This is a genomic window from Bacillus cereus G9842, assembly GCF_000021305.1.
GTDB lineage: Bacteria > Bacillota > Bacilli > Bacillales > Bacillaceae_G > Bacillus_A > Bacillus_A thuringiensis_S.
This window is the reverse complement of sequence record NC_011772.1, coordinates 4,430,312-4,454,022: the sequence shown is the minus strand read 5'-3', so window position 1 is coordinate 4,454,022 and position 23,711 is coordinate 4,430,312. Positions and strand designations below refer to the sequence as shown.

Here is a 23,711-nt window from a genome sequence, read left to right as displayed (position 1 = left end):
ACCCCTATATATAGAAAAAGGTGAGAGATCCCCTGTCTCTCATCTTTTTAGTATTTAATCCGTATTTTTATATAGTATAAAGGAACATTTTTTTGTTACAATACATAACGATACATATTATTCGCCACGTATATAAGTTAATGATATACTCTTGGTAGAATATACTTGAAGGAGGAAATAAAATGGCAATTGTAAACGCAAATGACCAAAGCTTCGCAGCTGAAACTAGCGAAGGTGTTGTATTATTAGATTTCTGGGCACCTTGGTGTGGACCTTGTAAAATGATCGCTCCTGTATTAGAGGAAATCGATGCAGAATTAGGCGAAAAAGTAAAAGTAGTAAAAGTAGATGTTGATGAAAACCAAGAAACTGCTCGTCAATTCGAAGTAATGAGTATTCCAGCTCTTTTCGTATTAAAAGACGGTAAAGTAGTTGATCAAGCGTTAGGTTACAAACCGAAAGAAGCGTTAGTAGAATTAGTTTCTAAACACTTCTAAAATAAAAAAAGCTACCAAATGGTAGCTTTTTTTATTTTCTTTTTTAGATCCTTTCCGTTACAATAAAGGAACGTATGTTGGGTGTTTTGGCATAGTATGTTTTCAAGTGAAAATAAAAATGCTAAGCATGTAGAAATGGAGGGAGACGAGTGCACGAACATTTGAAAGAAAAGTTGGCTATTTTACCAGATCAACCTGGTTGTTATTTAATGAAAGATAAGCAAGGAACGGTTATATATGTCGGAAAGGCAAAAGTGCTTAAAAATCGTGTGCGCTCGTACTTTACTGGTTCACATGATGGGAAAACACTGCGGCTTGTAGGAGAAATTGTTGATTTTGAATATATTGTAACCTCTTCGAATTTAGAAGCACTTATTTTAGAGTTAAATCTAATTAAAAAATATGATCCGAAATATAATATTCAATTAAAAGATGATAAAACATATCCTTTTATTAAAATTACAGCGGAGAAACAACCGCGCTTACTCATTACTCGAAATGTAAAAAAGGATAAAGGAAAGTATTTTGGTCCTTATCCAAATGCACAATCTGCTCATGAAACGAAAAAACTGCTAGATCGTATGTATCCACTTCGGAAATGCACGAATATGCCAGATAAAGTTTGTTTGTATTATCATATGGATCAATGTCTAGCGCCTTGTGTGAAAGAAGTGACGGAAGAACAAAATAAAGAAATTGTAGATGAAATTATTAAGTTTTTAAATGGTGGGCATAAAGAAGTTCGTTCAGAATTAGAAATAAAAATGTATGAGGCCTCAGAGAAACTAGAGTTTGAACGTGCAAAAGAGTTGCGTGATCAAATTGCTCATATTGATGCGATTATGGAAAAACAAAAGATGATTATGAGTGACTTAGTGGATCGCGATGTGTTTGGATATGCAGTGGATAAAGGATGGATGTGTGTTCAAGTTTTCTTCGTTCGAAAAGGCAAGCTAATTGAACGTGATGTTTCTATGTTTCCGATTTACGATGAACCAGAAGAGGGCTTTTTAACGTTTATCGGCCAATTTTATGAAAACAGTAGTCATTTTAAGCCGAAGGAAATTGTCGTTCCAGGAAGTATAGACTCGGAATTAGTAGAGCGCTTTTTAGAAGTGGAAGCGACACAGCCGAAACGTGGTAAGAAAAAAGACCTTGTAGAATTAGCAAATAAAAACGCAAAAATTGCTCTTGAAGAGAAGTTTTACTTAATCGAACGTGATGAAGAACGAACGATTAAAGCGGTAGATCATTTAGGGAAGCAGCTTGGAATTGAAACACCGTATCGTATTGAAGCGTTTGATAACTCAAATATTCAAGGAACAAATCCCGTTTCTGCAATGATTGCTTTTATCGATGGGAAACCAGCGAAGAAAGAATATAGGAAATATAAAATTAAAACGGTTCAAGGGCCAGATGATTATGAGTCTATGAGGGAAGTTGTGAGACGCCGTTATACAAGGGCGCTTAAAGAAAATTTACCTTTACCGGATTTGATTATTATTGATGGCGGAAAAGGCCACTTGGCGGCTGCAAGTGATATTTTAGAGGATGAGCTCGGATTATATATTCCGATGGCAGGTCTTGTAAAAGATGACAAACATAAAACCTCCCATTTAATTATTGGAGATCCCCCGGAACCTGTGGTGCTTGAGAGAAATAGCCAAGAATTTTATTTATTGCAGCGTATTCAAGACGAGGTGCATCGATTTGCGATTACATTCCATCGTCAATTACACGGGAAATCTGTCATTCAATCAGCATTGGATGACATTCCAGGAATCGGTGATAAACGGAAAAAGGTATTGTTAAAACATTTTGGTTCATTAAAGAAGATGAAAGAAGCTTCTGTAGCAGAATTTGTCGAAGCAGGTATGCCAAAAAATGTTGCAGAGACGATTTATACGTATTTAACAGATAAGAAGACGTTGTAGTTTACAATGTCTTCTATTTTTTGTTATAATTTCTGAAGATTTAAAATAAATTGACGTGAATGAAAATACAAAAAAGTCAACTAAACTGATATGTCTAGTTGACTGTAGGTAATGCTTACACTTCAATGAGATCTTTTATATCCCATTTCACAAGAAATGTAATAGAGTCAGAACGTTTTTTCTTTTCTTCATATGACTCTGCAACGACGTTCCGTTGCTTTTGAATTTGTTCAGCGATGAATCCAGCTTCTAGTTGATAAGAAGAATGCCTTTTTTGTTTTTGACGTTCTGCAATGAGTGTGCCTTTAAGTTGGAACTGCATTTCACGACGCTTATGTTCAATAATGCTTAAAGTGCCCCAGCCAGCCTTTTCAAAGAACTGAATGACTTCTTCAATTGTTTCTAGCGGATATTTTCTTGCAAGGTTTCTACCAGACCAGTATAAAATACCATCTAAATCGTTGCCGATTAAATCAGGTAGTAATTCTTCACGTAGCAATTCATAAGCGAAGGCGTTCAATGAAACATCTTCTAAAGATGTTATATCGATTGTATTTTTACTCACAATATTCCCCTCTTTCTATAGGGATTATTATATAACATTTTTCATTTATAAAAACAGATTTTTCTTTAGGGAAATCTCAATATCTGAGAAGAAAAAAAGAATTGGCAAATTATATGCAAATTATGTATACGTTTTCTTGACGCTTCGACAAAAATAGGGGTAAAATGAACTTGTTATCAAATTATGCTGAAATATTTCGAATAATTTTTTCAGTTTTTCTTATGCCAATAGTGAAAAAACATTATTGTTATAAATTAATCTGAAAACAGCAGTCAAACATTCAAGGGGGTAATGGGGACATGAAAGGCCGCGAGTATACGTTTCGTAAGTGGCACTCATTAATGGGGGTCATCCCGGTTGGTGTCTTTTTGACGCAACATCTAATTGTAAACAACTTTGCAACAAGAGGAGCAGAGGCTTTTAACAAAGCTGCAGGCTTTATGGAGCTCCTTCCATTCCGGTATGCGCTAGAAATTTTCATCATCTTTTTACCGATACTGTACCATGCTATATATGGCTTATATATTGCATTTACAGCTAAGAACAATGCGGTTTCTTACGGTTATTTCCGTAACTGGATGTTCGTCTTCCAAAGAATTTCAGGTATCGTTACGCTGATTTTCATTTCTTGGCACGTCTGGGAAACTCGTATTCAAGCAATGTTAGGTAAAGAGGTAAACTATGATATGATGGCAGATATTTTAAACAATCCAGCTATGTTTGCATTCTACTTAGTTGGTGTTGTTTCAACAATTTTCCACTTTGCAAATGGACTATGGACATTCTGCATCAGCTGGGGAATTACAGTATCTCCACGTTCACAAAGAATCTCTACTTATGTAACATTAGCTATTTTCTTAGGTCTATCTTATGTAGGTGTGAGTGCATTATTAGCGTTCATCGATCCACAGCTAGCAAATCAGTAAGGAGTGGGAGAGCATGAAAGGGAAACTTATAGTAGTCGGCGGTGGCTTGGCTGGCTTAATGGCAACGATTAAAGCGGCAGAAGCAGGAGTGAATGTTGAACTGTTTTCTTTAGTACCAGTAAAACGTTCACATTCTGTATGTGCTCAGGGCGGAATTAACGGTGCCGTAAATACGAAAGGTGAAGGGGATTCTCCATGGATCCACTTTGACGATACAATTTATGGTGGGGACTTCTTAGCGAACCAACCACCAGTTAAAGCAATGTGTGAAGCAGCACCTGGTATCATTCATTTAATGGACCGTATGGGTGTTATGTTCAACCGTACGGAAGAAGGACTTCTTGATTTCCGTCGATTTGGTGGAACACAACATCACCGTACAGCATTCGCTGGTGCAACAACTGGACAGCAATTACTTTACGCATTAGATGAGCAAGTACGTCGTCATGAAGTAGCAGGACTTGTAACGAAATATGAAGGTTGGGATTTCTTACGAGCTGTTGTTGATGATGAAGGTGTGTGCCGAGGAATCGTTGCACAAGACTTACAAACTATGGAGATTAAAAGTTTCGGAGCTGATGCCGTGATTATGGCAACAGGGGGCCCTGGTATCATTTTCGGAAAATCAACAAACTCCATTATTAATACAGGTACAGCAGCGTCTGCTGTATATCAGCAAGGCGCATATTATGCAAATGGTGAGTTCATTCAAATTCACCCAACGGCAATTCCAGGAGACGATAAATTACGTCTTATGAGTGAATCTGCACGTGGTGAAGGTGGACGTGTTTGGACATATAAAGATGGTAAGCCATGGTACTTCTTAGAAGAAAAATATCCGGCTTACGGAAACCTTGTACCTCGTGATATCGCAACGCGTGAAATCTTTGATGTTTGCGTAGAGCAAAAACTAGGTATTAACGGTGAAAACATGGTGTACTTAGATCTTTCTCATAAAGATCCGAAAGAACTAGATATTAAACTTGGTGGAATCATTGAAATCTATGAGAAATTTACAGGTGATGATCCTCGTAAACTACCAATGAAAATCTTCCCAGCTGTTCACTATTCAATGGGCGGACTATGGGTTGACTATAAGCAAATGACGAGTATTCCAGGTTTATTTGCAGCAGGTGAGTGTGATTATTCTATGCACGGTGGTAACCGCCTTGGTGCAAACTCACTATTATCAGCAATTTATGGTGGTATGGTAGCAGGACCAAACGCAATTGAATATATGAAAGGTCTTTCTAAATCATCAGATGCTGTTTCGTCTACTGTATATGAGCAAAATGAATTAATCGAAACAGAGAAATTTAACAATATTTTAACGATGGATGGTAATGAAAATGCATATGTTCTTCATAAAGAGCTTGGAGAATGGATGACAGATAACGTTACAGTAGTTCGTGAAAATAAAAAGTTATTAGAAACAGATGCGAAAATTGAAGAGTTAATGGCTCGTTACAAACGTATTAACATTAACGATACAGCGAGATGGAGTAACCAAGGTGCTTCATTTACACGTCAACTTGCAAATATGTTTGAGTTAGCACGTGTTATTACAATTGGCGCATATAACCGTAATGAGAGCCGCGGGGCGCATTACAAACCTGAATTCCCAAATCGTGATGATGCAAACTTCTTAAAAACTACGATGGCAAAATTTGAAGGAGAAGGAAATGCACCAGCATTCCATTACGAAGACGTTGATGTTTCATTAATTAAACCACGTAAACGTGATTATTCTTCAAAACATGATGTAGCTGCTAAGGGTGAAGAGAAGGGGGATAAACAACATGTCTGAGAAAACAATCCGCCTCATCATTACGAGACAAGATGGACCAGATGCACAAGCGTTTGACCAAGAGTTTGAAATTCCATATCGTCCGAATATGAATATTATTTCGGCGCTTATGGAAATTCGTCGTAATCCTGTTGATTCAAAAGGGAATCAAACAACTCCGATTGCATGGGATATGAACTGCTTAGAGGAAGTATGCGGAGCATGTTCAATGGTTATTAACGGAAAGCCACGTCAATCATGTACGGCTCTTATTGATCAATTAGAACAGCCAATTCGCTTAAAGCCGATGAAGACATTCCCAGTTGTACGTGATTTACAAGTTGACCGCAGTCGCATGTTTAATGCTCTAAAACGCGTTAAAGCTTGGATTCCAATTGATGGTACGTATGACCTAGGTCCAGGACCAAGAATGCCTGAGAAAAAGCGTCAATGGGCTTATGAGCTTTCAAAATGTATGACATGTGGTGTTTGCTTAGAATCATGTCCAAACGTAAACAGTAAGTCTGACTTTATTGGACCAGCGCCGTTATCACAAGCTCGCTTATTCAACTCACATCCAACGGGTGAAATGCATAAAGCAGATCGCTTACGTGCAATTATGGGAGATGGAGGACTAGCGAACTGTGGTAACTCTCAAAACTGTGTGCAATCATGTCCGAAGGGTATTCCTTTAACAACTTCAATTGCGGCATTAAACCGTGATACAACAATTCAATCGTTCAAAGATTTCTTTGGTAGCGATAATAACTATTAATAAATATTGCCTCTTCATCTTGAAGGGGCAATATTTATAACTGTATTTTTCAGTTTATTCTGTTTTTTTGAGAGGAAGAGGAGATAACGTTGAAGAGAATTTCTTATATTGAAGACTTCGAGAAATGGGAAAGTGGTTTTTTATTTTACAATCCTGTAAAGGTTCGTTTTGGTGAAGTAGATATGTTTGGACATGTAAATAATGTCGTTGCTTTTACTTATTTTGAAGAAGCTCGTATCGCGTTGTTTAAAGAACTTGGATTTATGCAAGAGTGGACACATACATCATCAGACACGATGATCGTTGTTGCGGATTTACAATGTAATTTTATTAAGCAAATATATTATGATGAACAGTTGAAGGTGTATGTAAAGGCAGGATCGGTTGGGAATTCTTCTTTGGATTTACATTATATGGTGAAGAATGCAGAAGGAGAGGTTTGTTTAGTAGGTCGTGGAATGATGGTTCAAGCGTCGAAAAAAACAGGAAGAGGCGAACCGTGGCCTGAAGAATGGAAGAAGAAATTACTACAATGATAGAGTGAAAGAAAAATAAGAGAGCAATTTGCTCTCTTATTTTTTGTCTTCCATTGCTTCTTCTAATGTTAAGTGATGTTTATATAGGTATGTAGCGTATGGATTACCAACGTAGCGTAAGTGCCATGGTTCATATGCATATTCTGTTGTATCTGTTTTATCTTCTAAGTAACGAATGACAAAGCCGAATTTATGAGCGTGTTCCGCGACCCAGTTTCCTTCTGCTGTCTCTCCGAAGATAGGCTCTAATTGAAATTTAGCTGTTTTTGAACTAATATCCATTGCTAAACCCGTTTGGTGTTCACTTGTACCAGGAATTGCGCTTACTGAATTAGCTTCAGCTTTTCCTTGACGTCTAACGTATGTATCATGCAACGATTTTTGACGTTTGTATGAACGATAACCAGACACAGCTGTAAGATCAATCCCTTCTTTTTTTGCAGCTTTGAACATGTTTTCAAGTGCTTCTGCAGCATCTTTGCGTAGTAGCGTTTTTTCTTTATCTTTTGGACTAGTGAATGGTACGTTTGGTCTTGTTAAGTCTTCAGGAGTGTATCCATCTGGTAGTTTTCGATGTTTATTAATTAAGACAAGATTAGATTTTGGATTTGTTACAACTGAAAAGTCATTGTCTATTTGCTTTGCATTATGATCAGCTTTTGGAAAAGCAGGAATCTCTTCTTTTGGGTGGTTATTATGTTTTTGACTTTCGACAGCTTTCGCTTCATTATGTAGTGGTGATTTAGAACCAAAGTAAGCGAAAGATGTGATACCGATTACAATAGTAGTGGCAGAAATAATTATTATCTTTTTCATAATGCCTTGTAATCACAGTCCCTTCTTAATAAAATATGTATCTTTTTTTATTATAAGTCTAGTTTGTTGGAAAAGAAATATAAGAGTCATAACGTAATAGAAATGCAAAGAAAATGTCAGAAAATGTGTGAATTTGTAGTATTTTTTTATATAATTCATTTCTTATCTTTCATGAATTGCATTTTTTATGTAATATATATACATAAGAAGATGTAGCGATTATCGAGAATAAAGAACTTCTTGTATAGACTAGGAGTGAATGGGAATGGATTTTGCAACAATTATTGGACTTATTTTAGGATTTTTAGCAGTGGTAGTAGGGATGGTCGTCAAGGGCGCTGACGTAACAGCCTTATTAAATCCTGCCGCAGCATTAATTATTTTTATCGGTACATTTGCTGCAGTATGTATTGCATTTCCGATGAATCAACTAAAAAGGGTTCCAAAACTATTTAAAGTTCTTTTTGGTTCAAATAAAAAGGATTTAAGTTATGAACAGTTGCTAGAATTATTTGTTCATTGGACATCTGAAAGTAGAAAATACGGTATTTTGTCTTTAGAGCAACAATTAGACAAAATTCAAGATGAATTTCTTTTGCGCGGTATGAAATTTGTGATTGATGGCGTATCCGCAGAAGATTTAGAGCAAATTTTGGAATCTGAATTAGAGGCAATTGAAGAAAGACATGCAAAGGGAGCTGCTATTTTTTCACAAGCTGGTACGTATGCACCGACATTAGGAGTTTTAGGTGCTGTTATCGGTCTTGTAGCTGCGCTTGGTAACTTAACTGATATTGAAAAGTTAGGTCATGCTATTTCGGGTGCATTTATTGCAACGATTTTTGGTATTTTTTCAGGGTATGTATTATGGCATCCATTTGCAAATAAGTTAAAGCAAAAATCTTCAGCTGAAATTGAGAAAAAACGTTTAATCATTGATTGTTTATTAATGTTACAAGAAGGTACATATCCGTTTATTATGAAGAACCGCATTTTAGGTGCACTTTCTGCAACTGAGCGTAAAAAGCTAGAAAAAGGAGCAGAAAAAAATGCGGAGTAAGAAAAATAGAAGAGGCAAAAAGAAAAAACATGATGAGCATATCGATGAAACGTGGTTAATCCCATATTCTGATATGTTAACGTTGTTATTTGCATTGTTTATCGTTTTATTCGCAATGAGTAGTATAGATGCTGCGAAGTTTAAACAGATGGCAGTTGCTTTTCGAAGTGAATTAGCCGGGGGAACAGGTAACAAAGAATTTTTAAGTGATCAAAAGCCAAATGATGAAAAAGAATTATCGGCAAGTAGCCTTGAGGCAGAACAAGCAAAAAAACAAGAAGAAGCTAGAGCTAAAGAAAAAAAAGAGATGGATGAATTGAAAGCATTACAAAAAAAGATTGATCAATATATTAATGAAAAACAATTATCCTCTTCTTTTCAAACTAAATTAACTGAAAAGGGATTAATGGTGACAATATTAGAAAATATACTGTTTGATTCGGGGAAAGCAGATGTGAAATTAGAATCTTTAGGGATTGCAAAAGAAATGTCTAGCTTACTTGTTTCAGCGTCACCTCGTGAAATTACAGTATCCGGTCATACGGATAATGTCCCTATTGCCAATGCACAGTTTGCGTCGAATTGGGAATTAAGTACGCAGCGGGCAGTTAATTTTATGCAAGTATTACTGCAAAATAAAGAATTACAACCAGAAAAATTTAGTGCGATTGGTTACGGAGAATACCGTTCGATTGCTCCAAACGATACACAAGAAGGAAAGGCAAAGAATAGACGTGTGGAAGTATTTATCTTGCCTTTAACAGAGAAAGCAAAATAAAGAGGATGGCGAATGCCATCCTCTTTATTTTACTTCAAATGATTTTAAGTTGTCGCGACGGATTTTATCTTTTTCTGCATCTGATTTTTTGAAATCATAATCATATAAAGCGCCTTCCCAATCGCCATACATTGGATTCGGGAAAATAATGAATTTCTCACCAAATTGTACTTTTGAATCTTCTACTGTTTGGTTACGATCTTTTACAGATTTTCCATCAAAACCTGTGAAATCAGATAAGTTATCACCGAAGAATAAGACAATATCATGAGTTTGAGAAACGAGTTCACGGCGTTTTTCTTTTCCTTTTTCTTTCGGATCTTGTAGTAATATATGTTCTTTCGTTGCTTGAGGAGCACCTACACGCTCAAGATTTTTAATTGTTGCATCTAGTTGGTTCGTTTTACGATTTGAGATATAGTAAATATCTACACCTTTAGACTCTGTATATTTTAAGAAATCAATTGCGCCTGGAAGGGCTTCAGCCTCAGCTTTGTTAATCCAATCATCCCATTTGTAAGGATAACCTTTGCCTGTTTTTACGCTCATTGCTTGATGAGGACTGTTATCTAAAACAGTTTCGTCTAAATCAAGTACGATAGCAGGTTTTTTCTCTGTCCCTTTTGCAAGAACTGCATCAAGTTTTAATTGACCAATGTTGTACCCTTGGTAGTAAAGTGCTTTCGTTTCACCGGCTGTTTGATACCATAAATCAGCCATTAATTGTTGTTCTGTTAATTTTACTTTCTCTTCTTTCGCCACTGTTTTCTCTGGTGTTCCTGAACATGCTACAAGTGATGTAGATAGAACCGCTACAGATAATAAAGTGGTAATGCCCCTCTTCATCTTCATATGTATCCTCCTTGATGTTAGAAAATCATTTTATATTATATATTAAAATATAATATTTTTATATGAACATTTGCATATTGTCTTTTATATATATAGTAGTATGTCCTATATTAGAAAGATGAGCAAAATAATAACAGTTGTTTTGACAAGTTTAATTGTCGAAATGACAATTATAATTGACAAAGAGCGCTTTATTATTTACAATTTTAACTAAATAGAACAAATGATGGATTAATGACGGTGTTTACATATAAGAGGATGAAGTGTAGCGCTATATTTTGTCTTGAATAAACATAGTCTTTGAAAGAGAGTACGAATGATACTAAAAGGGAGGCTTTAAACTTTGAGTTTACAAATTCAAAACTTAACGAAACAATTTGGGGAATCAAAAGCTGTTAACGGTTTACAAATTTCGTTACCAAAAGGTGAAGTACTAGGGTTACTTGGACGAAATGGTGCAGGGAAAACAACAACAATCAAAATGCTTCTCGGATTATTAACGCCTAATGAAGGTTCGATTACGTGGGATGGAAAAGCATTTGGGAATAGTGGCGTAACAATTGGGTATTTACCAGAAGAAAGAGGTTTATATACAAAAAGTAGAGTAATAGACCAGCTGCGATATTTTGGTAGATTAGAAGGGATGTCGAAGAAAGAAGTAGATCACGCTATTGATCACTGGTTAGAGCGTTTAGCGATACCAGAATATAAATTTAAAACGGCTGGAGAGCTTTCAAAAGGGAATCAGCAAAAAATCCAATTAATTGCTGCTCTTCTTCATAATCCGGAACTTCTCATTTTAGATGAACCATTCAGTGGCCTTGATCCAGTTAATGCCGGGATGTTAGCTAGTATTATTGAAGAACAAGTACAGAGCGGAAAGACGATTATTTTATCAAGTCATCGTATGGAACAAGTAGAGGCTTTTTGCCAACATGTATGTATTTTGAAAAAAGGTGAAGCAGTCGTAAAAGGACAGCTAAGTGATATTAAGAAAGAATACGGTTTCCGTAATTTAACGATTGAAGATACAGTAGAGAATGAAAAGGGATTAGAAGCTATACATGTATCGTATGAAAAACAACAAGGCCTTCTTTATGTGAAAGTACAAGGCGATGCGGAAGCTCTCGAGATTTTGCAACAGTTGCAAGAGCAAGGTGTTAGCTTACGACAATTTAAAATGTTAGAGCCGACGTTAAACGAAATCTTTGTAGAGAGGGCGAAATAACGATGCGTAAATTTTCTCACGTATTTTCATTTTATTTTAGGGAAGCGTTTTTATCTAAAAAATCATTAATTACGAGTGCGATTTTATTTTTAGTTGTGTTTGGGATTTTTGCATTTAATCATTTTACTTCAGGCGATGATAAAAATAAGGATAAAGATAAAATTGCAGTTGTAGTAGAGAGTTCCACATATAAAGTACAAAAAGATGAGCTAAATAAGCTATTGCCATCAGCAAAAATAACACTGGGTTCAAAGGATGATTTTGATAAACTGCATAAGCAAGTAGAAGATGGCGATTTAGATGGTCTATTCCATGTGACGGAAAAGGGTGGGGCTCCATCGATTACATATATGTATAATGGATTTCCAAGCCAAGCAACTTCCGCAATTATGGCAGGATATTTAAAGCAACAATATACGATGGTGACGATTGCCAAAAATAATGTTTCACCAGAAATTGCACAGCAATTACAAACAGAAATTCAAGTAAAGCAAGAAGCGATAAAAGATCGTACATCTTCTTTCGGAATTGCCTATTTCTTTACATTTGCTTTATATATGTTTATTGTAGCGTTCGGAAATACAATCGCAATGAATATTGCATCTGAAAAGGCGTCACGTGTAATGGAAGTAATGCTTCCGAAAGTGAAGCCTCTTACAATGATGTATGCGAAAATTTTAGCGGTTGTTTCAACGGCGTTATTGCAACTTGTCATATTGGCGTGTGGTTATCTTATTCCATATTTGTTGGGTTGGGTTGATTTAGAAAGTGCCTCACTATTTGGTATTCCAATTGACTTTACGAAATTAGATGCAAAGGTTATCAGCATGTTTCTTGTTTATTTCATTACGGGATATTTACTATATGCGATGATGTATGCTGCTGCTGGAGCTGTCGTGTCTAAGACGGAGGATTTACAAGCTGTATCTTTCCCGGTAATGATTTTAATTATGGCTGCATTCTTCATTAGTATTAAATCATTAAGTGATCCGAATAGTACTATCGTTGTTGTAAGTTCTTACGTTCCATTTTTTACACCGATGGTTACCTTCTCACGTATTGTAGCTGGTGAAGCAGGTATGCTAGAAATTACGATAACATTAGCGGTCTTATTGGCGACAATTGCGGTATTAAATGCTGTTACAAGCCGCATTTACGTAAACGGCGTAATGAATTACTCAGATAAAGTTAAATTTAAAGATTTAGCGAAATTTATAAAGCGTCAATAATGAGAGAAAAGCATGATTTCCTATTGAAATCATGCTTTTTCTTTATGTATAAATTAAAAATAGTATATAATAATAAGAGTTGTCTTTTAATAGAATGAATAAAAAGGAGGGTGTGCAGATGGGGATTAGTAGTCGTTTTACAGTAGGTGTTCATATGCTGACATTACTTGCGATAGATCGAAACTCTCGCTGTACCTCTGAATGGATTGCCGGTAGTGTGAATACAAATCCAGTTGTGATTCGTCGCATTACAGGAATGTTGAAGAGAGCAGGACTTGTTGATGTACAAGCTGGTAAAGGTGGTACGACACTTGCTCGAGATTTAGAAGAAATTACATTACTTGATGTATATAAAGCAGTGGAAGTTGTAGAAGAAGGACAGCTATTTTCCTTCCATGAAAATCCCAACATTGAATGTCCAGTAGGAGCTAATATTCAATCAGTATTAGAAATTATTTTAATGCAAGCGCAAGAAGCGATGGAAAACGTACTTGCAAATGTAACGGTAGATCAATTAGTTACAAATTTAAAGTCTAAAATGAAAGAATAAAAAAGCGAGCTTCCTCATAATGAGGGCTCGCCTTTTTTTATTCAGAAATATTGAAAATTCTATTTTTCAGTATTTAAAATGAATTTACCTACGATAGCTGCGAAGATACCACCAAGAATTGGTGCTACGATGAATACCCATAGTTGAGAAAGTGCTTCTCCACCAACAAATAAAGCTGGTGCGATACTACGAGCTGGGTTAACAGATGTTCCAGTTAACGGAATTCCTAATAAGTGAATTAAAACTAATGTGAAACCAATTACTAGTCCCGCTAAAGAAGAACTGCCTTTTTTACCTGTTACAGCGACGATAACTAAAATGAATACGAAAGTTAAAATGAACTCAACTAAAAATGCTCCAGATAAACCAAGAGTTCCGAAACCATTTTGTCCTAAATTATCTAAAGGTGTTTTAGCAGATTTTAAAATTGTTACTAACGTTGCAGTTCCTAATAAACCACCTAAAATTTGAGCTAATACATAATAACAAAGTTCCATAGCGTTCATTCGTTTGTTGATGAACATAGCTATTGATACTGCTGGGTTAATGTGACATCCAGAAATTGTTCCGATGCTATATGCCATAGCTACAATAGATAGACCGAAAGCCATAGCGATTCCTAATGTTCCAATTCCTTCAATTCCGCCGCCAGTGACAGCTACTCCAGTTCCGAATAATACAAGTACAAATGTACCAATAAATTCAGCGATTGCTTTTTTTAACATAATTTACCTCCTATTAATGCGCATGAAACGTATTATAACATAAGTTTTAGTATAAACAGCCAATGAAGTACTATTCTGATAAGGCGAAATAGGGGGACAATAAAAAAGGGTATGGTTCATCTCTATAGAACCATACCCTTTTTTTATGCTGATTTTTTCTGTTTAACGACTGGAACAGAACGGTTTAAAATACTATTTGCAACCATTCCTAACATAATAATAATCATTCCAATGAGGGAAAGTCCTCCAGGGAATGAACCATTTAAGAAAATGATTTCGCCAAGCACGGTAAATACCATCGTTCCAGCTTGTGTTGCTTCAACTGCCCCGAGTAAGGCGAGGTTATCTTTTGCTAAGTCAGTAGCAAAGAAAAATGTCATCGTTGCAATAACGCCGGAACATAATGCTAATAAAAGCCCTTGAAGCATTTGGCTGGATGTTGGAATGCCAGTAGTAGAAAATCCATATACACCAAGCAAAATTGTTATAGGAAGACTTCCAATAGCCATTCCTAATACACGTTGGAACGTATCAAGGCGTCCGCCAACAAGTTCCATCATTTTTCGGTTACCGAACGGATATAAGAAAGCGGCTAATACGACAGGTAAAAAACCTGAAATGAACTGAGTCATTGTAATATGGCCTGCTGCAGTTGCTTGCATACAAATTACACCAAGTAAAATAAATAATGCAACATATAAGCTACGAAGTGGAATTTTTCCACGTACAAGTTTCGTACCTGATTTTGTTTCTATTTTCACGAAAAATAGTGGTGATAGTAGTAAACCAGCTAAAATCGTAACTTGCCAAGTTCCAGCAACGAGCCAAGCTGGAGAAAAGACAGCTGCGAAACTTAATAAAGAATAAAAACCAATACCTGCAACGGAACCCCATCCGATCCATGCTAATGGATGTTTTTTTAATTCTTCCCATAATCCCCTAAAGTTTTTGCGAAATAAAACGATAAGGAATAAAATAGGAAGAGCAAATAAAAAACGGAAGGAAGCTGTCCAAGCCCAGCTCGTTCCAGATACATTCATTGCTCTATTAATAATAAAGGTTGCAGAAAAAAAGGCAGATGATAAAAGACCTAATAAAATTGCGCGCATAAAGTATAGCACTCCTTTCGAAAATAAATAATTATGTATAGTATGATATACTTTAATTAAATAAAAGTAAACTATTTTATACTTTAAGGTGGTTTTATATATGAAAGAAAATGAAGATATACAAACGAAAGAAGTCATTCAACAAGTTGGACAGTTATTGAGACAAATTCGAAATGAACAGAAATTAAGTTTAGAAGAATTAGCTCATAAAACAGGAGTAAGTAAATTAACATTAGGAAAAATTGAAAGAGGGGAAACAAATCCGACGCTAGCTGTCATTTGGAAAATAACGAAAGGGTTATCAATTCCTTTATCCAGATTGATGGTTGTTGGAGAACCTGTAGCTGTTGCGCGCTGTGGAGAAGGATTTGCAGTAGATGAAGGACAAGCGTGGCATTTAGAAACGATGTTCCGTTATACGAAAGAAACAGGGATGGAAATGCACCGTGCTTGTTTACGATCAAATAGTATATATGAACCAGAAGCTCATCATGAAGGTGCGATTGAGCTTGTAACGATAATGAAAGGGAAAGTGTCTATTCAAGTGGAGAATGATGTATACGAATTAAATGAGTTTGATTCCATCCAATTTGAAGCGAATAAGAAGCATGTTTATAAAAATGAAGAAGAAGAAGTGGCGGTATTACATTTAACGATGAAATATTCTTCATGAAAAAATCACCTATAGAATTCTATAGGTGATTTGCTCTTCTTAAGTATATGAAATGATACCATTAGTACGAACGTGGCATAAGTAATAAACAAATGAAATAAACTAAAAATCCTGTCCCAAAACATAAAACAGCAATAACCCAAATGATACGAATAAGAGTAGAGCTAATATCAAAATATTCTCCTAAACCACCACATATACCAAATAGCATTTTATCAGTTTCGGATTTACATAACTTTTTTGACATATTCCAATCAACTCCTTTTTATATCAAACTGCATACTTTTATTCTATATGGAAATTTATGAGAAGACTATGGGGTTGTATTACATTTTTTTTTGAGAGACGATCATATTAATTGTCTTAATTTTCAGTGGATATTAAACTTGTAGTTATGAGGTGATTTTTAATAAAGGGTGGGGAAATAGGGATGACAGTATATTGGTTGACTAATGTAATGCTTGAATCAAGGTATACATATGAAGAAGAGAGAATTTCGCGAACAGAAACAGAATTATGTAGTTTACTCATTGAAGATGGACGAATTAAAAAAATTATAGAAGGGGTTGTTCAAGAAGAAGATATAGTAATGCTTGATGCTAAGCACTTATTGATGTTGCCAGCTTTCGAAGAGATGCACATTCACATTGATAAAACATATTATAGTGGCCCCTGGAAAGCTTGTAAGCCAGCAGAAAGTATTTTTACACGTTTTAATGAAGAAGAAAAAATTTTACTAAAGCAATTAGCAACTGCTCAAGATAGAGCGGAAAATATGCTAGAGTTACTACTGCGAAATGGTGCAACGAATATTAGAACGCATTGTAATGTTGATCCGATTATTGGACTTGGTAATTTGGAGGCGACGTTAGCGGCATTAGAAACATATAAAAATCGAGTGTCTAGTAGAATTGTTGCGTTTCCGCAACATGGATTATTGCGCAGTAATTCTGTGCAACTCGTGAAAGATGCGATGCGTATGGGTGCTCATCTAGTCGGAGGAGTAGATCCAGCTACAGTGGATAATGATATTGAAAAATCATTACATACAATTATGGATATCGCAGTAGAATTTAATGCGGATGTTGATATTCATTTACACGATGAGAATAATCTTGGAACGTTTACGATGAAGAGATTGGCAAGTTTAACAGAAGAAGCAGGGTGGCGAGGGCGTGTAACAATTAGTCATGCACTTGGACTTGGTGGTGTTACTGATAAAGAGGCTGAAGAAGTGGCAGAAAGACTCGCAGCTGTAAATATTGATATTACTTCAACAGTACCAATTGGTAAACAAGTAATTCCAATTCCGTTATTAGATAAAAAAGGTGTTAAAGTTTCATTAGGAAATGATAGTATTACAGATCATTGGTCACCGTTTGGAACAGGTGATATGCTTCAAAAGGCAAATCGATTAGCAGAGCGTTTTGGATGGAGTGACGAAAGGTCTTTAGGAAAAGCAATTCGCTTTATTACGGGAGGAAAAGAAACGTTAAATAATGAAGGGAAGCGGGTATGGCCGAATGTAGGGGATGAAGCGAGCTTTGTTTTGACAAATGCGACATGCACTGCTGAAGCGGTAGCACGCCAAACAGAAAAAAGTTTAGTCGTGTATAAAGGAAATATTGTTGTTGGAAGCTTAAATGAGCTGGAATTCAATAATCTTGTGTAGAAGAATCGTTTAAATACCTTGGGGAGGGTTCTAATTGTGAATATAGAACTCTTCTTTTTTATTCTTACAATATATTTTTTATAGGAAAGCTAGAAGGGATGGACATTTTGGACAATCAACATAACCAAAATCATATTATGGGAACTTTGCAATGGTTTATATTTCTATTAGCAAATTCAATCGCACTACCAATTGTCGTTGGTGGATTATTTCATCTTACGACGGAAGAAATATTTTATTTAATGCAGCGTACGTTTTTTGTAGTTGGTATATCTTCTTTCTTACAAGGATGGATTGGGCATAGACTTCCAATTGCGGATGGACCAGCTGGATCTTGGGTTGGTGTATTTACAGTACTTGCTTATGCAACTGCCGGACAAGATCAATTGCATAGTACACTGCAAATTTTAGAGTTAGGAATGATAATCTCCGGTGTTATTTTAATAGGATTAGGAGTAACTGGTTTTATAGGACGTATTTTATTTTTATTTACGCCAGTTGTGACAGGGACGTTTTTACTTTTATTATGTTTACAATTAAGTGGTGTATTTTTAAAAGGAATGCTAGGAATTACAGCTACTATTTCTCAAATCGATGGATTTACAGCGATAATTGCGTTTAGTATATTTTTGTTCGTTATTATACTGTCTAATTTTGGAAGAGGTTTTATCAAAAGTTATGCAGTTTTAATAGGATTAATTAGCGGGTGGATTATTTTTCTCATTGCAGGAAAAGTGACGGTTCCATCTCAAGTAACTCATTTTGTACAACTTCCACAAATGTTTGCTTGGGGACTTCCAAAATGGAATACTGGTATGGCAGTATCCAGTTTCGTTATGGTATGTATTTTAGTTTCAAATACAGTGGCAGCTATTATAGCGATTAATCAAGCTACCATTCATAAAGCAACTATTGAACAAAAACAGTTGAAGGATGGTACGTGGGTTGGAGGGATTTCGCATATCATTTCCTCCGTATTTTCAACTGTAGGTATCGTTCCGTTACCAGCAACGGCAGGATTTATACGCTTAACAAAACAAAAATATATACGATCGTTCTTAATGGCATGTGCGTTACTAGTCGTAATGTCTCTTTTTCCAAGTATTATTCGTTACTTAGCATCTTTACCATCGGCTGTCGCATCGGCTGTTTTAATGGCTTCGTTCGTACAATTAATTGGAATTGGATTTAATAATATAAAACAAGTGCCGATGAGTGAAAGGAATGTAACGATTTTAGGAGTGGCAGTATTATTTGGAAGTGGCGTTATGTTTTTACCGTCTGGAGCACTCCAATCCTTGCCGTCTGTTATGCAATATATATTCGGTAATGGTTTATTTGTAGGTACGGTTGTAAGTATATTGCTAGAACAAATATGGCGCGCTGGAAAGTAAGTGGATAAAAAGAGTGTACGCACTGTATAAAAGTCTAAAATAACATAGGAAATAAAGCCCATTTTCATTCACCACCTGCACATTTCGTTCATACAATATCTTGACTAAATAAACACCCAACTTACACATACACAGCTCTGGCTTAAGCAAGGAGGGTTATACCAGTTGAAGGAAAAAGCGTATCAATCTAAACCTTTACTCACAAAGAGAGAAAGAGAAGTATTTGAATTACTGGTTCAAGATAAAACAACGAAGGAAATTGCAGGTGAACTTTTTATAAGTGAAAAGACAGTTCGCAACCACATCTCAAACGCAATGCAAAAGCTAGGGGTTAAAGGACGTTCACAAGCAGTTGTGGAGCTTCTTCGTATGGGAGAGCTCGAACTATAAGAAAGCAGCCGACTTTTATACAAAGAGTCGGCTATTTTTTTGTTTGCTTCACTTGCTATATGAATGATAAGAACACTCCATACATAAATAGGTAATAAGGAGGGGATAAGTTGAAAAGGATACTGTTAGTTTCAACAAGTGCTCATGATATGAATGGACACCCGACTGGTTTGTGGCTTGAAGAGCTCGCAGCTCCTTATCATTTATTTAAAAAGGCTAAGTTTGATGTTGATATTGTGTCAATAAAAGGCGGGAGAGTACCTATAGATAGAGTGTCTATTCCGAATGGTATACCTCGTGAATTCAAGCATGTAGCTTCTTTATTGCAAAATACGAGGCCGATTTCAAATGTTCATTTCTCGGATTATGATGCGGTTTTATTTGGTGGTGGCCACGGGGCGATTGTAGATTTTCCAGGTAATCCATATGTAGCAAATTTAATTGAGAATATGTATAACGATAACCGGATTGTAGCGGCTGTTTGTCACGGAGTAAGTTCCTTTGTCGGTGTGAAAAATAAGGATAGCTCGTTTTTTGTTGCCGGTAAGCGTATAACAGGTTATACAAACGATGAAGAAAAAGCTGTACATTTAGAAAAGCGCGTTCCGTTTTTGTTAGAAAGTAAGTTGAAAGAAGAAGGAGCTTTGTTTTATGTAGCTCCCAATTTTACGCCGCATGTGGTAGTAGATGGGCATTTAATTACAGGACAAAATCCACAGTCTAGCGTGGAAATAGGTAAGGCTATAAAAAGGGCTGTAAATAAATTATAGAAAAAGTACCCGCTACTAACAAAGGTAGTGGGTATTTTTATCCCGCTATTTGCCGAGCAGCCCGTAAAAGCCCAATTGGTGAGGGTTGATTAAAGTTTCACTTTATCCTAAAATTCCCCCCTCAAAATTGGTTTGTAACCGTCCAGTTGGTGATAATGGATTATAGTTTTTTATGTATAGTATATGAAAATGTAATAAACTAAAAAGGCGTAATAAGTATAATAACTTCATTTATAATCATTCGTGAATTTGCTATACTATTTTGTATGGACAAAAGGGGAGGCTCTTTTAAATGAGAAAAGTCGCATGTGCAAATACTTATATTAATAAAATAAAGCCCGTTATTAGAAAGACGAGTTTTAGCCAATTGAAAATAGATGAAATTGCGAAATATATGGATATTAGTAAAGCTACTTTATATAAACGTTTTTCTTCGAAAGATGAAATTATTGAGGCGGTAGTAGAGGATTTCATGAATTATCTACTCGAAGGTGATGTGGATAATCAAGATGAAAGCATGTCTTTTGCAGAACGTTTCCAAAAGACGTTTATCCACTCTTTAAAATGTGTGACATATATTTCGGATGTTTTTTTGCAAGATTTGAAAGAAGCATATCCGCATTTGTCAGATCAATTAGTCGCTGCACAACAAAATCGTAATCATAATTTGCAAATGTTTTTTGAAGCGGGTATGGAACAAGGTTATTTTAATAAAATGAATGCACAATTATTTATGGTACAAGATGATGTGATGTTACGACGTATTATAGATCATTCTTTTTGTATTCAGTACGATATTACTTTAAAGAAAGCGATACTTGATTTTTATCAATTAAAGAAGTATCAACTTTTTAAACCAGAGTATATAGAAGCAATTGATGATTCTGAAATTGAAAAAGAAGTTATTGCTATTTTGCAAATGATTTCGTAAAAAAGCAGATCTCCCTTAATAGAGGGAGATCTGCTTTTTTTAGTACATATTATTTTTGCAACTGTTTTAATACTAATTCGGCTACTGGACCACCTGAAGCTGGGTTTTGACCAGTGATAACACGATTATCTTCTAGAGCAAAAGCTTCCCAAGGCTGTGCAGCTTTTTCGTAAAGTCCTCCATTTTTAATGAGTTCATCTTCTGTTAAAAATGGAACGAATTGATCTAATTCAGCTAATTTTTCTTCTTCATTTGAAAAGCCTGTTACCTTCTTACCGCTAATTAAACGATCCCCATTACTTAATGTAATATGAAATAAACCAGCAGCTCCATGACAAACGGAAGAAACAATACCGCCGTTTTCATAAATATTGCGGCTAATATTTTGAAGTTCTTTATTTTCTGGGAAGTCCCAAATAACCCCGTGACCACCTGCGTAATAAATAACAGCGTAGTCTTCTGGATTCACTTCACTTGGTTTCATTGTAGAACCGAGGCGATTCATAAACTCTTTCTTTTGGTACCATTCCCAATCGATGCTCTCCGCCATTGCTAAACTATGTGGATCAATTGGTGTATAACCGCCTTGTGGACTGACGTAATCAACTTCGTAACCCGCTTCTTCTACTTTTTTACGAAATGTACAGCTTCACCGAGCCAAAGTCCGGTAGCCCTATTTAAATTTGGGTATTTTTCTACGCTTGTTAATACAACTAACATTTTTTTCTTCATCATAATCCTCCTATAATGTCTCTTCTATATAAAAGTTCTGTATTCGTTTCATTTTATTAAGTTAAAAAATGCAAATTTGAATAATCATGCCAGTCCTCCTTATATCAGCTTCGAAATTAGTGTATAATAACTTTTGAACAAAGTAAACTAAAAATACTAAAATAGTTTACTTTGTATGTTTTTCGTTGACAAACTGTAATGCTGAAACTATGATAGTTCCATGAATATCGAACAATATACGTGTTTCGTTTCGAATTCAATTTATCGCACGATAAATTAGCACCATTTATACATTTAATGAAGTTGTTTAGTGGTGATACAACATTTAAATAACTTCATTTTTTTATCAATAGTTTGACAGTTTTAAAATTGTAATCAGGAGAGTGTTACACATGGGGAAAGATATAAGTAACCATTCGAAATGGTTTGTTTTTACATTATGTTTTATTGTTTTGTTAGGACCGATGAACGCTGTGTTATTTAATGTAGCGCTAGAGGATATTGCTAATGATTTATCAATTAGTCAATCGAAAGTAAGTTGGGTTGTAGTAGGGTATTCTTTAGTCGTCGGTATTGGTTCGATGATATATGGAAAACTGGCTGATCGTTACAGTGTAAAAAGGCTATTAATTATTTCTATTATCATATTTGTAGCTGGTTCTATTGTTGGGTTTGTGAATCAATCTTATGAGATTATCATTTTCGCAAGGCTAGTGCAGGCGAGCGGAGGAGCAGCGTTTATTGCGCTTAGTATGATTGCGGTGGCTAAATTAGTTGCTCCAGCTAAAAAACCGGGTGCGTTAGCAATGATTAGTTCTTCTATTGCATTAGCGGTTGGTATTGGACCTTTAGTTGGTGGGGCAATTACAAATACGTTAGGGTGGCCGTATTTATTTTTATTTATGGTTATTTCAATGGTTGGTATTTTCTTGCTCGTAAAATTTATGCCAGAAGAGGTGCAACATACCGATGAAGTGTTCCACTTTGATTTCATTGGAGCATTTTTATTATTTGTATTGATTACGACCGTTTTATTAGGAGTGAATATTAATAGTTGGCTTTTTGTGTTATCTGTTGCTTTCCTATTTTTATTCAAGGCTCATATGAAGAGAGCAGAGTCACCGTTTATTGATATTGAGTTGTTTACAAATAAACCATTACTGCGTTTAATAGCGGTCGGATTTATCATTAATGTGGCGTTATGTGCTAGTTTATTATTATTACCATTACTGTTAGGAAGAGGGCACGGGTTGTCTCCGTTCGTTATTGGAATTGTATTGTTTGTTGCATCTCTCTTTGGTATTGTATCTAGTTTTATTACCGGAAAGATTATTCCTGCGTTTGGGAATGTGAGGATGATGTATGTAGCGTCTGTAGTTATGATCATTGGCTTTTTAATTTTAGGGATTATTCCAGACGGGAACTTACTCTTTATTTTATTTGCGGTTATTTTAACATTTATGAGTTATTCGGCAATTCAAGTATCATTAAACACATTTATTCCGAAAACATTAAATCCAGCTAAAGTTGGAGTCGGCCTTGGTTTATATAATTTAATTAACTTTTTCGGTATGGCATTCGGGCCAGCTGTAGCGAGCAAAATTATGGAATCTACAAATAGTTATCGATTGAATTTTATTTTGATCGTCATTTTAATTTCTGTTCATTTCGTCTTATTAATGGGAATGTCTTCTTTTCAAAAAAAGATGGAGCAATGAATATGCACTTTATATAGAAGAAACCGACTTTCTTATAGAAGGTCGGTTATTTTTCTATCTTGCAA

The 23,711-nt window shown here is 35.6% G+C and carries 24 protein-coding genes and 1 pseudogene; 18 read left to right on the top strand and 7 right to left on the bottom strand.

Annotation, left to right across the window (positions count from 1 at the left end; translation table 11 throughout):
* The first annotated feature begins 182 nt into the window (after positions 1-182).
* The gene (gene trxA / locus BCG9842_RS22440) at positions 183-497 is read left to right on the top strand and encodes a thioredoxin (protein WP_001018943.1); all 315 of its coding nucleotides are present in this window, start codon (positions 183-185) and stop codon (positions 495-497) included.
* Between the two features lie 149 nt (positions 498-646).
* Entirely contained in the window at positions 647-2,431 is a 1,785-nt protein-coding gene (gene uvrC / locus BCG9842_RS22435) for an excinuclease ABC subunit C (RefSeq protein ID WP_000544289.1), read from the top strand.
* A gap of 115 nt (positions 2,432-2,546) precedes the next feature.
* On the opposite strand, the gene BCG9842_RS22430 is transcribed toward uvrC, so the two are convergent.
* Positions 2,547-2,996, bottom strand: a complete 450-nt coding sequence (locus BCG9842_RS22430) for a YslB family protein (RefSeq protein ID WP_000042214.1) — start codon at positions 2,994-2,996, stop codon at positions 2,547-2,549.
* A 299-nt stretch (positions 2,997-3,295) separates the two neighbouring features.
* Here BCG9842_RS22430 and sdhC point away from each other — a divergent pair, with 299 nt between their 5' ends.
* From sdhC to BCG9842_RS22410, 4 genes are all read left to right on the top strand, one after another.
* On the top strand, positions 3,296-3,922 hold the full coding sequence (gene sdhC / locus BCG9842_RS22425) for a succinate dehydrogenase cytochrome B558 (protein WP_000678354.1): 627 nt from the start codon (positions 3,296-3,298) through the stop codon (positions 3,920-3,922).
* Positions 3,923-3,935: 13 nt separating this feature from the next.
* Positions 3,936-5,729: a succinate dehydrogenase flavoprotein subunit gene (gene sdhA / locus BCG9842_RS22420; protein ID WP_000676742.1), complete on the top strand. Its 1,794-nt coding sequence runs from the start codon at positions 3,936-3,938 to the stop codon at positions 5,727-5,729.
* Positions 5,722-6,483: a succinate dehydrogenase iron-sulfur subunit gene (gene sdhB, locus BCG9842_RS22415; RefSeq protein WP_001291827.1), complete on the top strand. Its 762-nt coding sequence runs from the start codon at positions 5,722-5,724 to the stop codon at positions 6,481-6,483. The genes sdhA and sdhB overlap by 8 nt, the downstream gene beginning before the upstream one ends.
* An 89-nt stretch (positions 6,484-6,572) precedes the next feature.
* Entirely contained in the window at positions 6,573-7,019 is a 447-nt protein-coding gene (locus BCG9842_RS22410) for an acyl-CoA thioesterase (RefSeq protein WP_000822726.1), read from the top strand.
* 36 nt (positions 7,020-7,055) lie between these two features.
* Here BCG9842_RS22410 and BCG9842_RS22405 read toward each other — a convergent pair whose 3' ends face one another.
* Complete coding sequence (locus tag BCG9842_RS22405) at positions 7,056-7,835, bottom strand: M15 family metallopeptidase (protein ID WP_000720195.1); 780 nt, start codon at positions 7,833-7,835, stop codon at positions 7,056-7,058.
* A gap of 265 nt (positions 7,836-8,100) precedes the next feature.
* On the opposite strand from BCG9842_RS22405, the gene motA reads away from it, so the two are divergent.
* Complete coding sequence (gene motA / locus BCG9842_RS22400) at positions 8,101-8,895, top strand: flagellar motor stator protein MotA (RefSeq protein ID WP_000344851.1); 795 nt, start codon at positions 8,101-8,103, stop codon at positions 8,893-8,895.
* The gene (gene motB / locus BCG9842_RS22395) at positions 8,885-9,673 is read left to right on the top strand and encodes a flagellar motor protein MotB (protein WP_001256733.1); all 789 of its coding nucleotides are present in this window, start codon (positions 8,885-8,887) and stop codon (positions 9,671-9,673) included. The genes motA and motB overlap by 11 nt, the downstream gene beginning before the upstream one ends.
* A 24-nt stretch (positions 9,674-9,697) precedes the next feature.
* On the opposite strand, the gene BCG9842_RS22390 is transcribed toward motB, so the two are convergent.
* The gene (locus BCG9842_RS22390; RefSeq protein WP_000782773.1) at positions 9,698-10,525 is read right to left on the bottom strand and encodes a 5'-nucleotidase, lipoprotein e(P4) family; all 828 of its coding nucleotides are present in this window, start codon (positions 10,523-10,525) and stop codon (positions 9,698-9,700) included.
* Between the two features lie 343 nt (positions 10,526-10,868).
* Here BCG9842_RS22390 and BCG9842_RS22385 point away from each other — a divergent pair, with 343 nt between their 5' ends.
* The 3 genes from BCG9842_RS22385 (at position 10,869) to BCG9842_RS22375 (ending at position 13,532) form a co-directional block, all read left to right on the top strand.
* Positions 10,869-11,753, top strand: coding sequence for an ABC transporter ATP-binding protein (locus BCG9842_RS22385; protein WP_000058118.1), 885 nt, complete (start codon positions 10,869-10,871; stop codon positions 11,751-11,753).
* Positions 11,754-11,755: 2 nt separating this feature from the next.
* The gene (locus BCG9842_RS22380; RefSeq protein ID WP_001224985.1) at positions 11,756-12,982 is read left to right on the top strand and encodes an ABC transporter permease; all 1,227 of its coding nucleotides are present in this window, start codon (positions 11,756-11,758) and stop codon (positions 12,980-12,982) included.
* A 118-nt stretch (positions 12,983-13,100) separates the two neighbouring features.
* On the top strand, positions 13,101-13,532 hold the full coding sequence (locus BCG9842_RS22375) for an Rrf2 family transcriptional regulator (RefSeq protein ID WP_000512998.1): 432 nt from the start codon (positions 13,101-13,103) through the stop codon (positions 13,530-13,532).
* 59 nt (positions 13,533-13,591) lie between these two features.
* On the opposite strand, the gene BCG9842_RS22370 is transcribed toward BCG9842_RS22375, so the two are convergent.
* On the bottom strand, positions 13,592-14,257 hold the full coding sequence (locus BCG9842_RS22370; protein WP_000913211.1) for an aquaporin: 666 nt from the start codon (positions 14,255-14,257) through the stop codon (positions 13,592-13,594).
* 143 nt (positions 14,258-14,400) lie between these two features.
* Positions 14,401-15,366 carry a DMT family transporter gene (locus tag BCG9842_RS22365; RefSeq protein WP_001201632.1) on the bottom strand — a complete coding sequence of 322 codons (966 nt, stop codon included), beginning with the start codon at positions 15,364-15,366 and terminating at the stop codon, positions 14,401-14,403.
* A 100-nt stretch (positions 15,367-15,466) separates the two neighbouring features.
* Between BCG9842_RS22365 and BCG9842_RS22360 the strand changes: the two genes are divergently transcribed.
* Positions 15,467-16,039 (top strand): helix-turn-helix domain-containing protein, encoded by a 573-nt coding sequence (locus BCG9842_RS22360; RefSeq protein WP_000661914.1) that lies wholly within the window; start codon positions 15,467-15,469, stop codon positions 16,037-16,039.
* A 61-nt stretch (positions 16,040-16,100) separates the two neighbouring features.
* Here the strand turns inward: BCG9842_RS22360 and BCG9842_RS22355 are convergent, their stop codons facing one another.
* The gene (locus tag BCG9842_RS22355) at positions 16,101-16,286 is read right to left on the bottom strand and encodes a PspC domain-containing protein (protein WP_000038411.1); all 186 of its coding nucleotides are present in this window, start codon (positions 16,284-16,286) and stop codon (positions 16,101-16,103) included.
* A 183-nt stretch (positions 16,287-16,469) separates the two neighbouring features.
* Between BCG9842_RS22355 and BCG9842_RS22350 the strand changes: the two genes are divergently transcribed.
* From BCG9842_RS22350 to BCG9842_RS22330, 5 genes are all read left to right on the top strand, one after another.
* Positions 16,470-17,711, top strand: a complete 1,242-nt coding sequence (locus tag BCG9842_RS22350; protein ID WP_000219574.1) for an amidohydrolase family protein — start codon at positions 16,470-16,472, stop codon at positions 17,709-17,711.
* A 98-nt stretch (positions 17,712-17,809) separates the two neighbouring features.
* Positions 17,810-19,105, top strand: a complete 1,296-nt coding sequence (locus BCG9842_RS22345; RefSeq protein WP_003257696.1) for a purine/pyrimidine permease — start codon at positions 17,810-17,812, stop codon at positions 19,103-19,105.
* 165 nt (positions 19,106-19,270) lie between these two features.
* Positions 19,271-19,495 (top strand): spore germination transcription factor GerE, encoded by a 225-nt coding sequence (gene gerE, locus BCG9842_RS22340; protein ID WP_000659484.1) that lies wholly within the window; start codon positions 19,271-19,273, stop codon positions 19,493-19,495.
* Positions 19,496-19,644: 149 nt separating this feature from the next.
* Complete coding sequence (locus BCG9842_RS22335) at positions 19,645-20,265, top strand: type 1 glutamine amidotransferase domain-containing protein (RefSeq protein ID WP_044784586.1); 621 nt, start codon at positions 19,645-19,647, stop codon at positions 20,263-20,265.
* A 292-nt stretch (positions 20,266-20,557) separates the two neighbouring features.
* Entirely contained in the window at positions 20,558-21,196 is a 639-nt protein-coding gene (locus BCG9842_RS22330) for a TetR/AcrR family transcriptional regulator (protein ID WP_001233034.1), read from the top strand.
* A 49-nt stretch (positions 21,197-21,245) separates the two neighbouring features.
* Here BCG9842_RS22330 and BCG9842_RS22325 read toward each other — a convergent pair.
* A pseudogene (locus BCG9842_RS22325) lies at positions 21,246-21,928 on the bottom strand (type 1 glutamine amidotransferase domain-containing protein).
* 392 nt (positions 21,929-22,320) lie between these two features.
* Here BCG9842_RS22325 and BCG9842_RS22320 point away from each other — a divergent pair.
* A complete protein-coding gene (locus BCG9842_RS22320; RefSeq protein WP_000513864.1) occupies positions 22,321-23,646 on the top strand; it encodes an MFS transporter in 1,326 nt (441 codons plus the stop codon).
* Positions 23,647-23,711 lie beyond the last annotated feature (65 nt).

What these genes read in the sequence shown, in the direction of transcription:
- sdhB (WP_001291827.1), top strand. Translation starts at nt 5,722, where the DNA reads ATGTCTGAGAAAACAATCCGCCTCATCATTACGAGACAAGATGGACCA.
- sdhA (WP_000676742.1), top strand. Translation starts at nt 3,936, where the DNA reads ATGAAAGGGAAACTTATAGTAGTCGGCGGTGGCTTGGCTGGCTTAATG.
- BCG9842_RS22365 (WP_001201632.1), bottom strand. Translation starts at nt 15,366, where the DNA reads ATGCGCGCAATTTTATTAGGTCTTTTATCATCTGCCTTTTTTTCTGCA.
- BCG9842_RS22360 (WP_000661914.1), top strand. Translation starts at nt 15,467, where the DNA reads ATGAAAGAAAATGAAGATATACAAACGAAAGAAGTCATTCAACAAGTT.
- BCG9842_RS22355 (WP_000038411.1), bottom strand. Translation starts at nt 16,286, where the DNA reads ATGTCAAAAAAGTTATGTAAATCCGAAACTGATAAAATGCTATTTGGT.
- BCG9842_RS22330 (WP_001233034.1), top strand. Translation starts at nt 20,558, where the DNA reads ATGAGAAAAGTCGCATGTGCAAATACTTATATTAATAAAATAAAGCCC.
- BCG9842_RS22390 (WP_000782773.1), bottom strand. Translation starts at nt 10,525, where the DNA reads ATGAAGATGAAGAGGGGCATTACCACTTTATTATCTGTAGCGGTTCTA.
- BCG9842_RS22370 (WP_000913211.1), bottom strand. Translation starts at nt 14,257, where the DNA reads ATGTTAAAAAAAGCAATCGCTGAATTTATTGGTACATTTGTACTTGTA.
- BCG9842_RS22375 (WP_000512998.1), top strand. Translation starts at nt 13,101, where the DNA reads ATGGGGATTAGTAGTCGTTTTACAGTAGGTGTTCATATGCTGACATTA.
- BCG9842_RS22405 (WP_000720195.1), bottom strand. Translation starts at nt 7,835, where the DNA reads ATGAAAAAGATAATAATTATTTCTGCCACTACTATTGTAATCGGTATC.
- BCG9842_RS22320 (WP_000513864.1), top strand. Translation starts at nt 22,321, where the DNA reads ATGGGGAAAGATATAAGTAACCATTCGAAATGGTTTGTTTTTACATTA.
- BCG9842_RS22335 (WP_044784586.1), top strand. Translation starts at nt 19,645, where the DNA reads ATGAATGGACACCCGACTGGTTTGTGGCTTGAAGAGCTCGCAGCTCCT.
- trxA (WP_001018943.1), top strand. Translation starts at nt 183, where the DNA reads ATGGCAATTGTAAACGCAAATGACCAAAGCTTCGCAGCTGAAACTAGC.
- BCG9842_RS22350 (WP_000219574.1), top strand. Translation starts at nt 16,470, where the DNA reads ATGACAGTATATTGGTTGACTAATGTAATGCTTGAATCAAGGTATACA.
- BCG9842_RS22345 (WP_003257696.1), top strand. Translation starts at nt 17,810, where the DNA reads ATGGACATTTTGGACAATCAACATAACCAAAATCATATTATGGGAACT.
- motA (WP_000344851.1), top strand. Translation starts at nt 8,101, where the DNA reads ATGGATTTTGCAACAATTATTGGACTTATTTTAGGATTTTTAGCAGTG.
- sdhC (WP_000678354.1), top strand. Translation starts at nt 3,296, where the DNA reads ATGAAAGGCCGCGAGTATACGTTTCGTAAGTGGCACTCATTAATGGGG.
- BCG9842_RS22380 (WP_001224985.1), top strand. Translation starts at nt 11,756, where the DNA reads ATGCGTAAATTTTCTCACGTATTTTCATTTTATTTTAGGGAAGCGTTT.
- motB (WP_001256733.1), top strand. Translation starts at nt 8,885, where the DNA reads ATGCGGAGTAAGAAAAATAGAAGAGGCAAAAAGAAAAAACATGATGAG.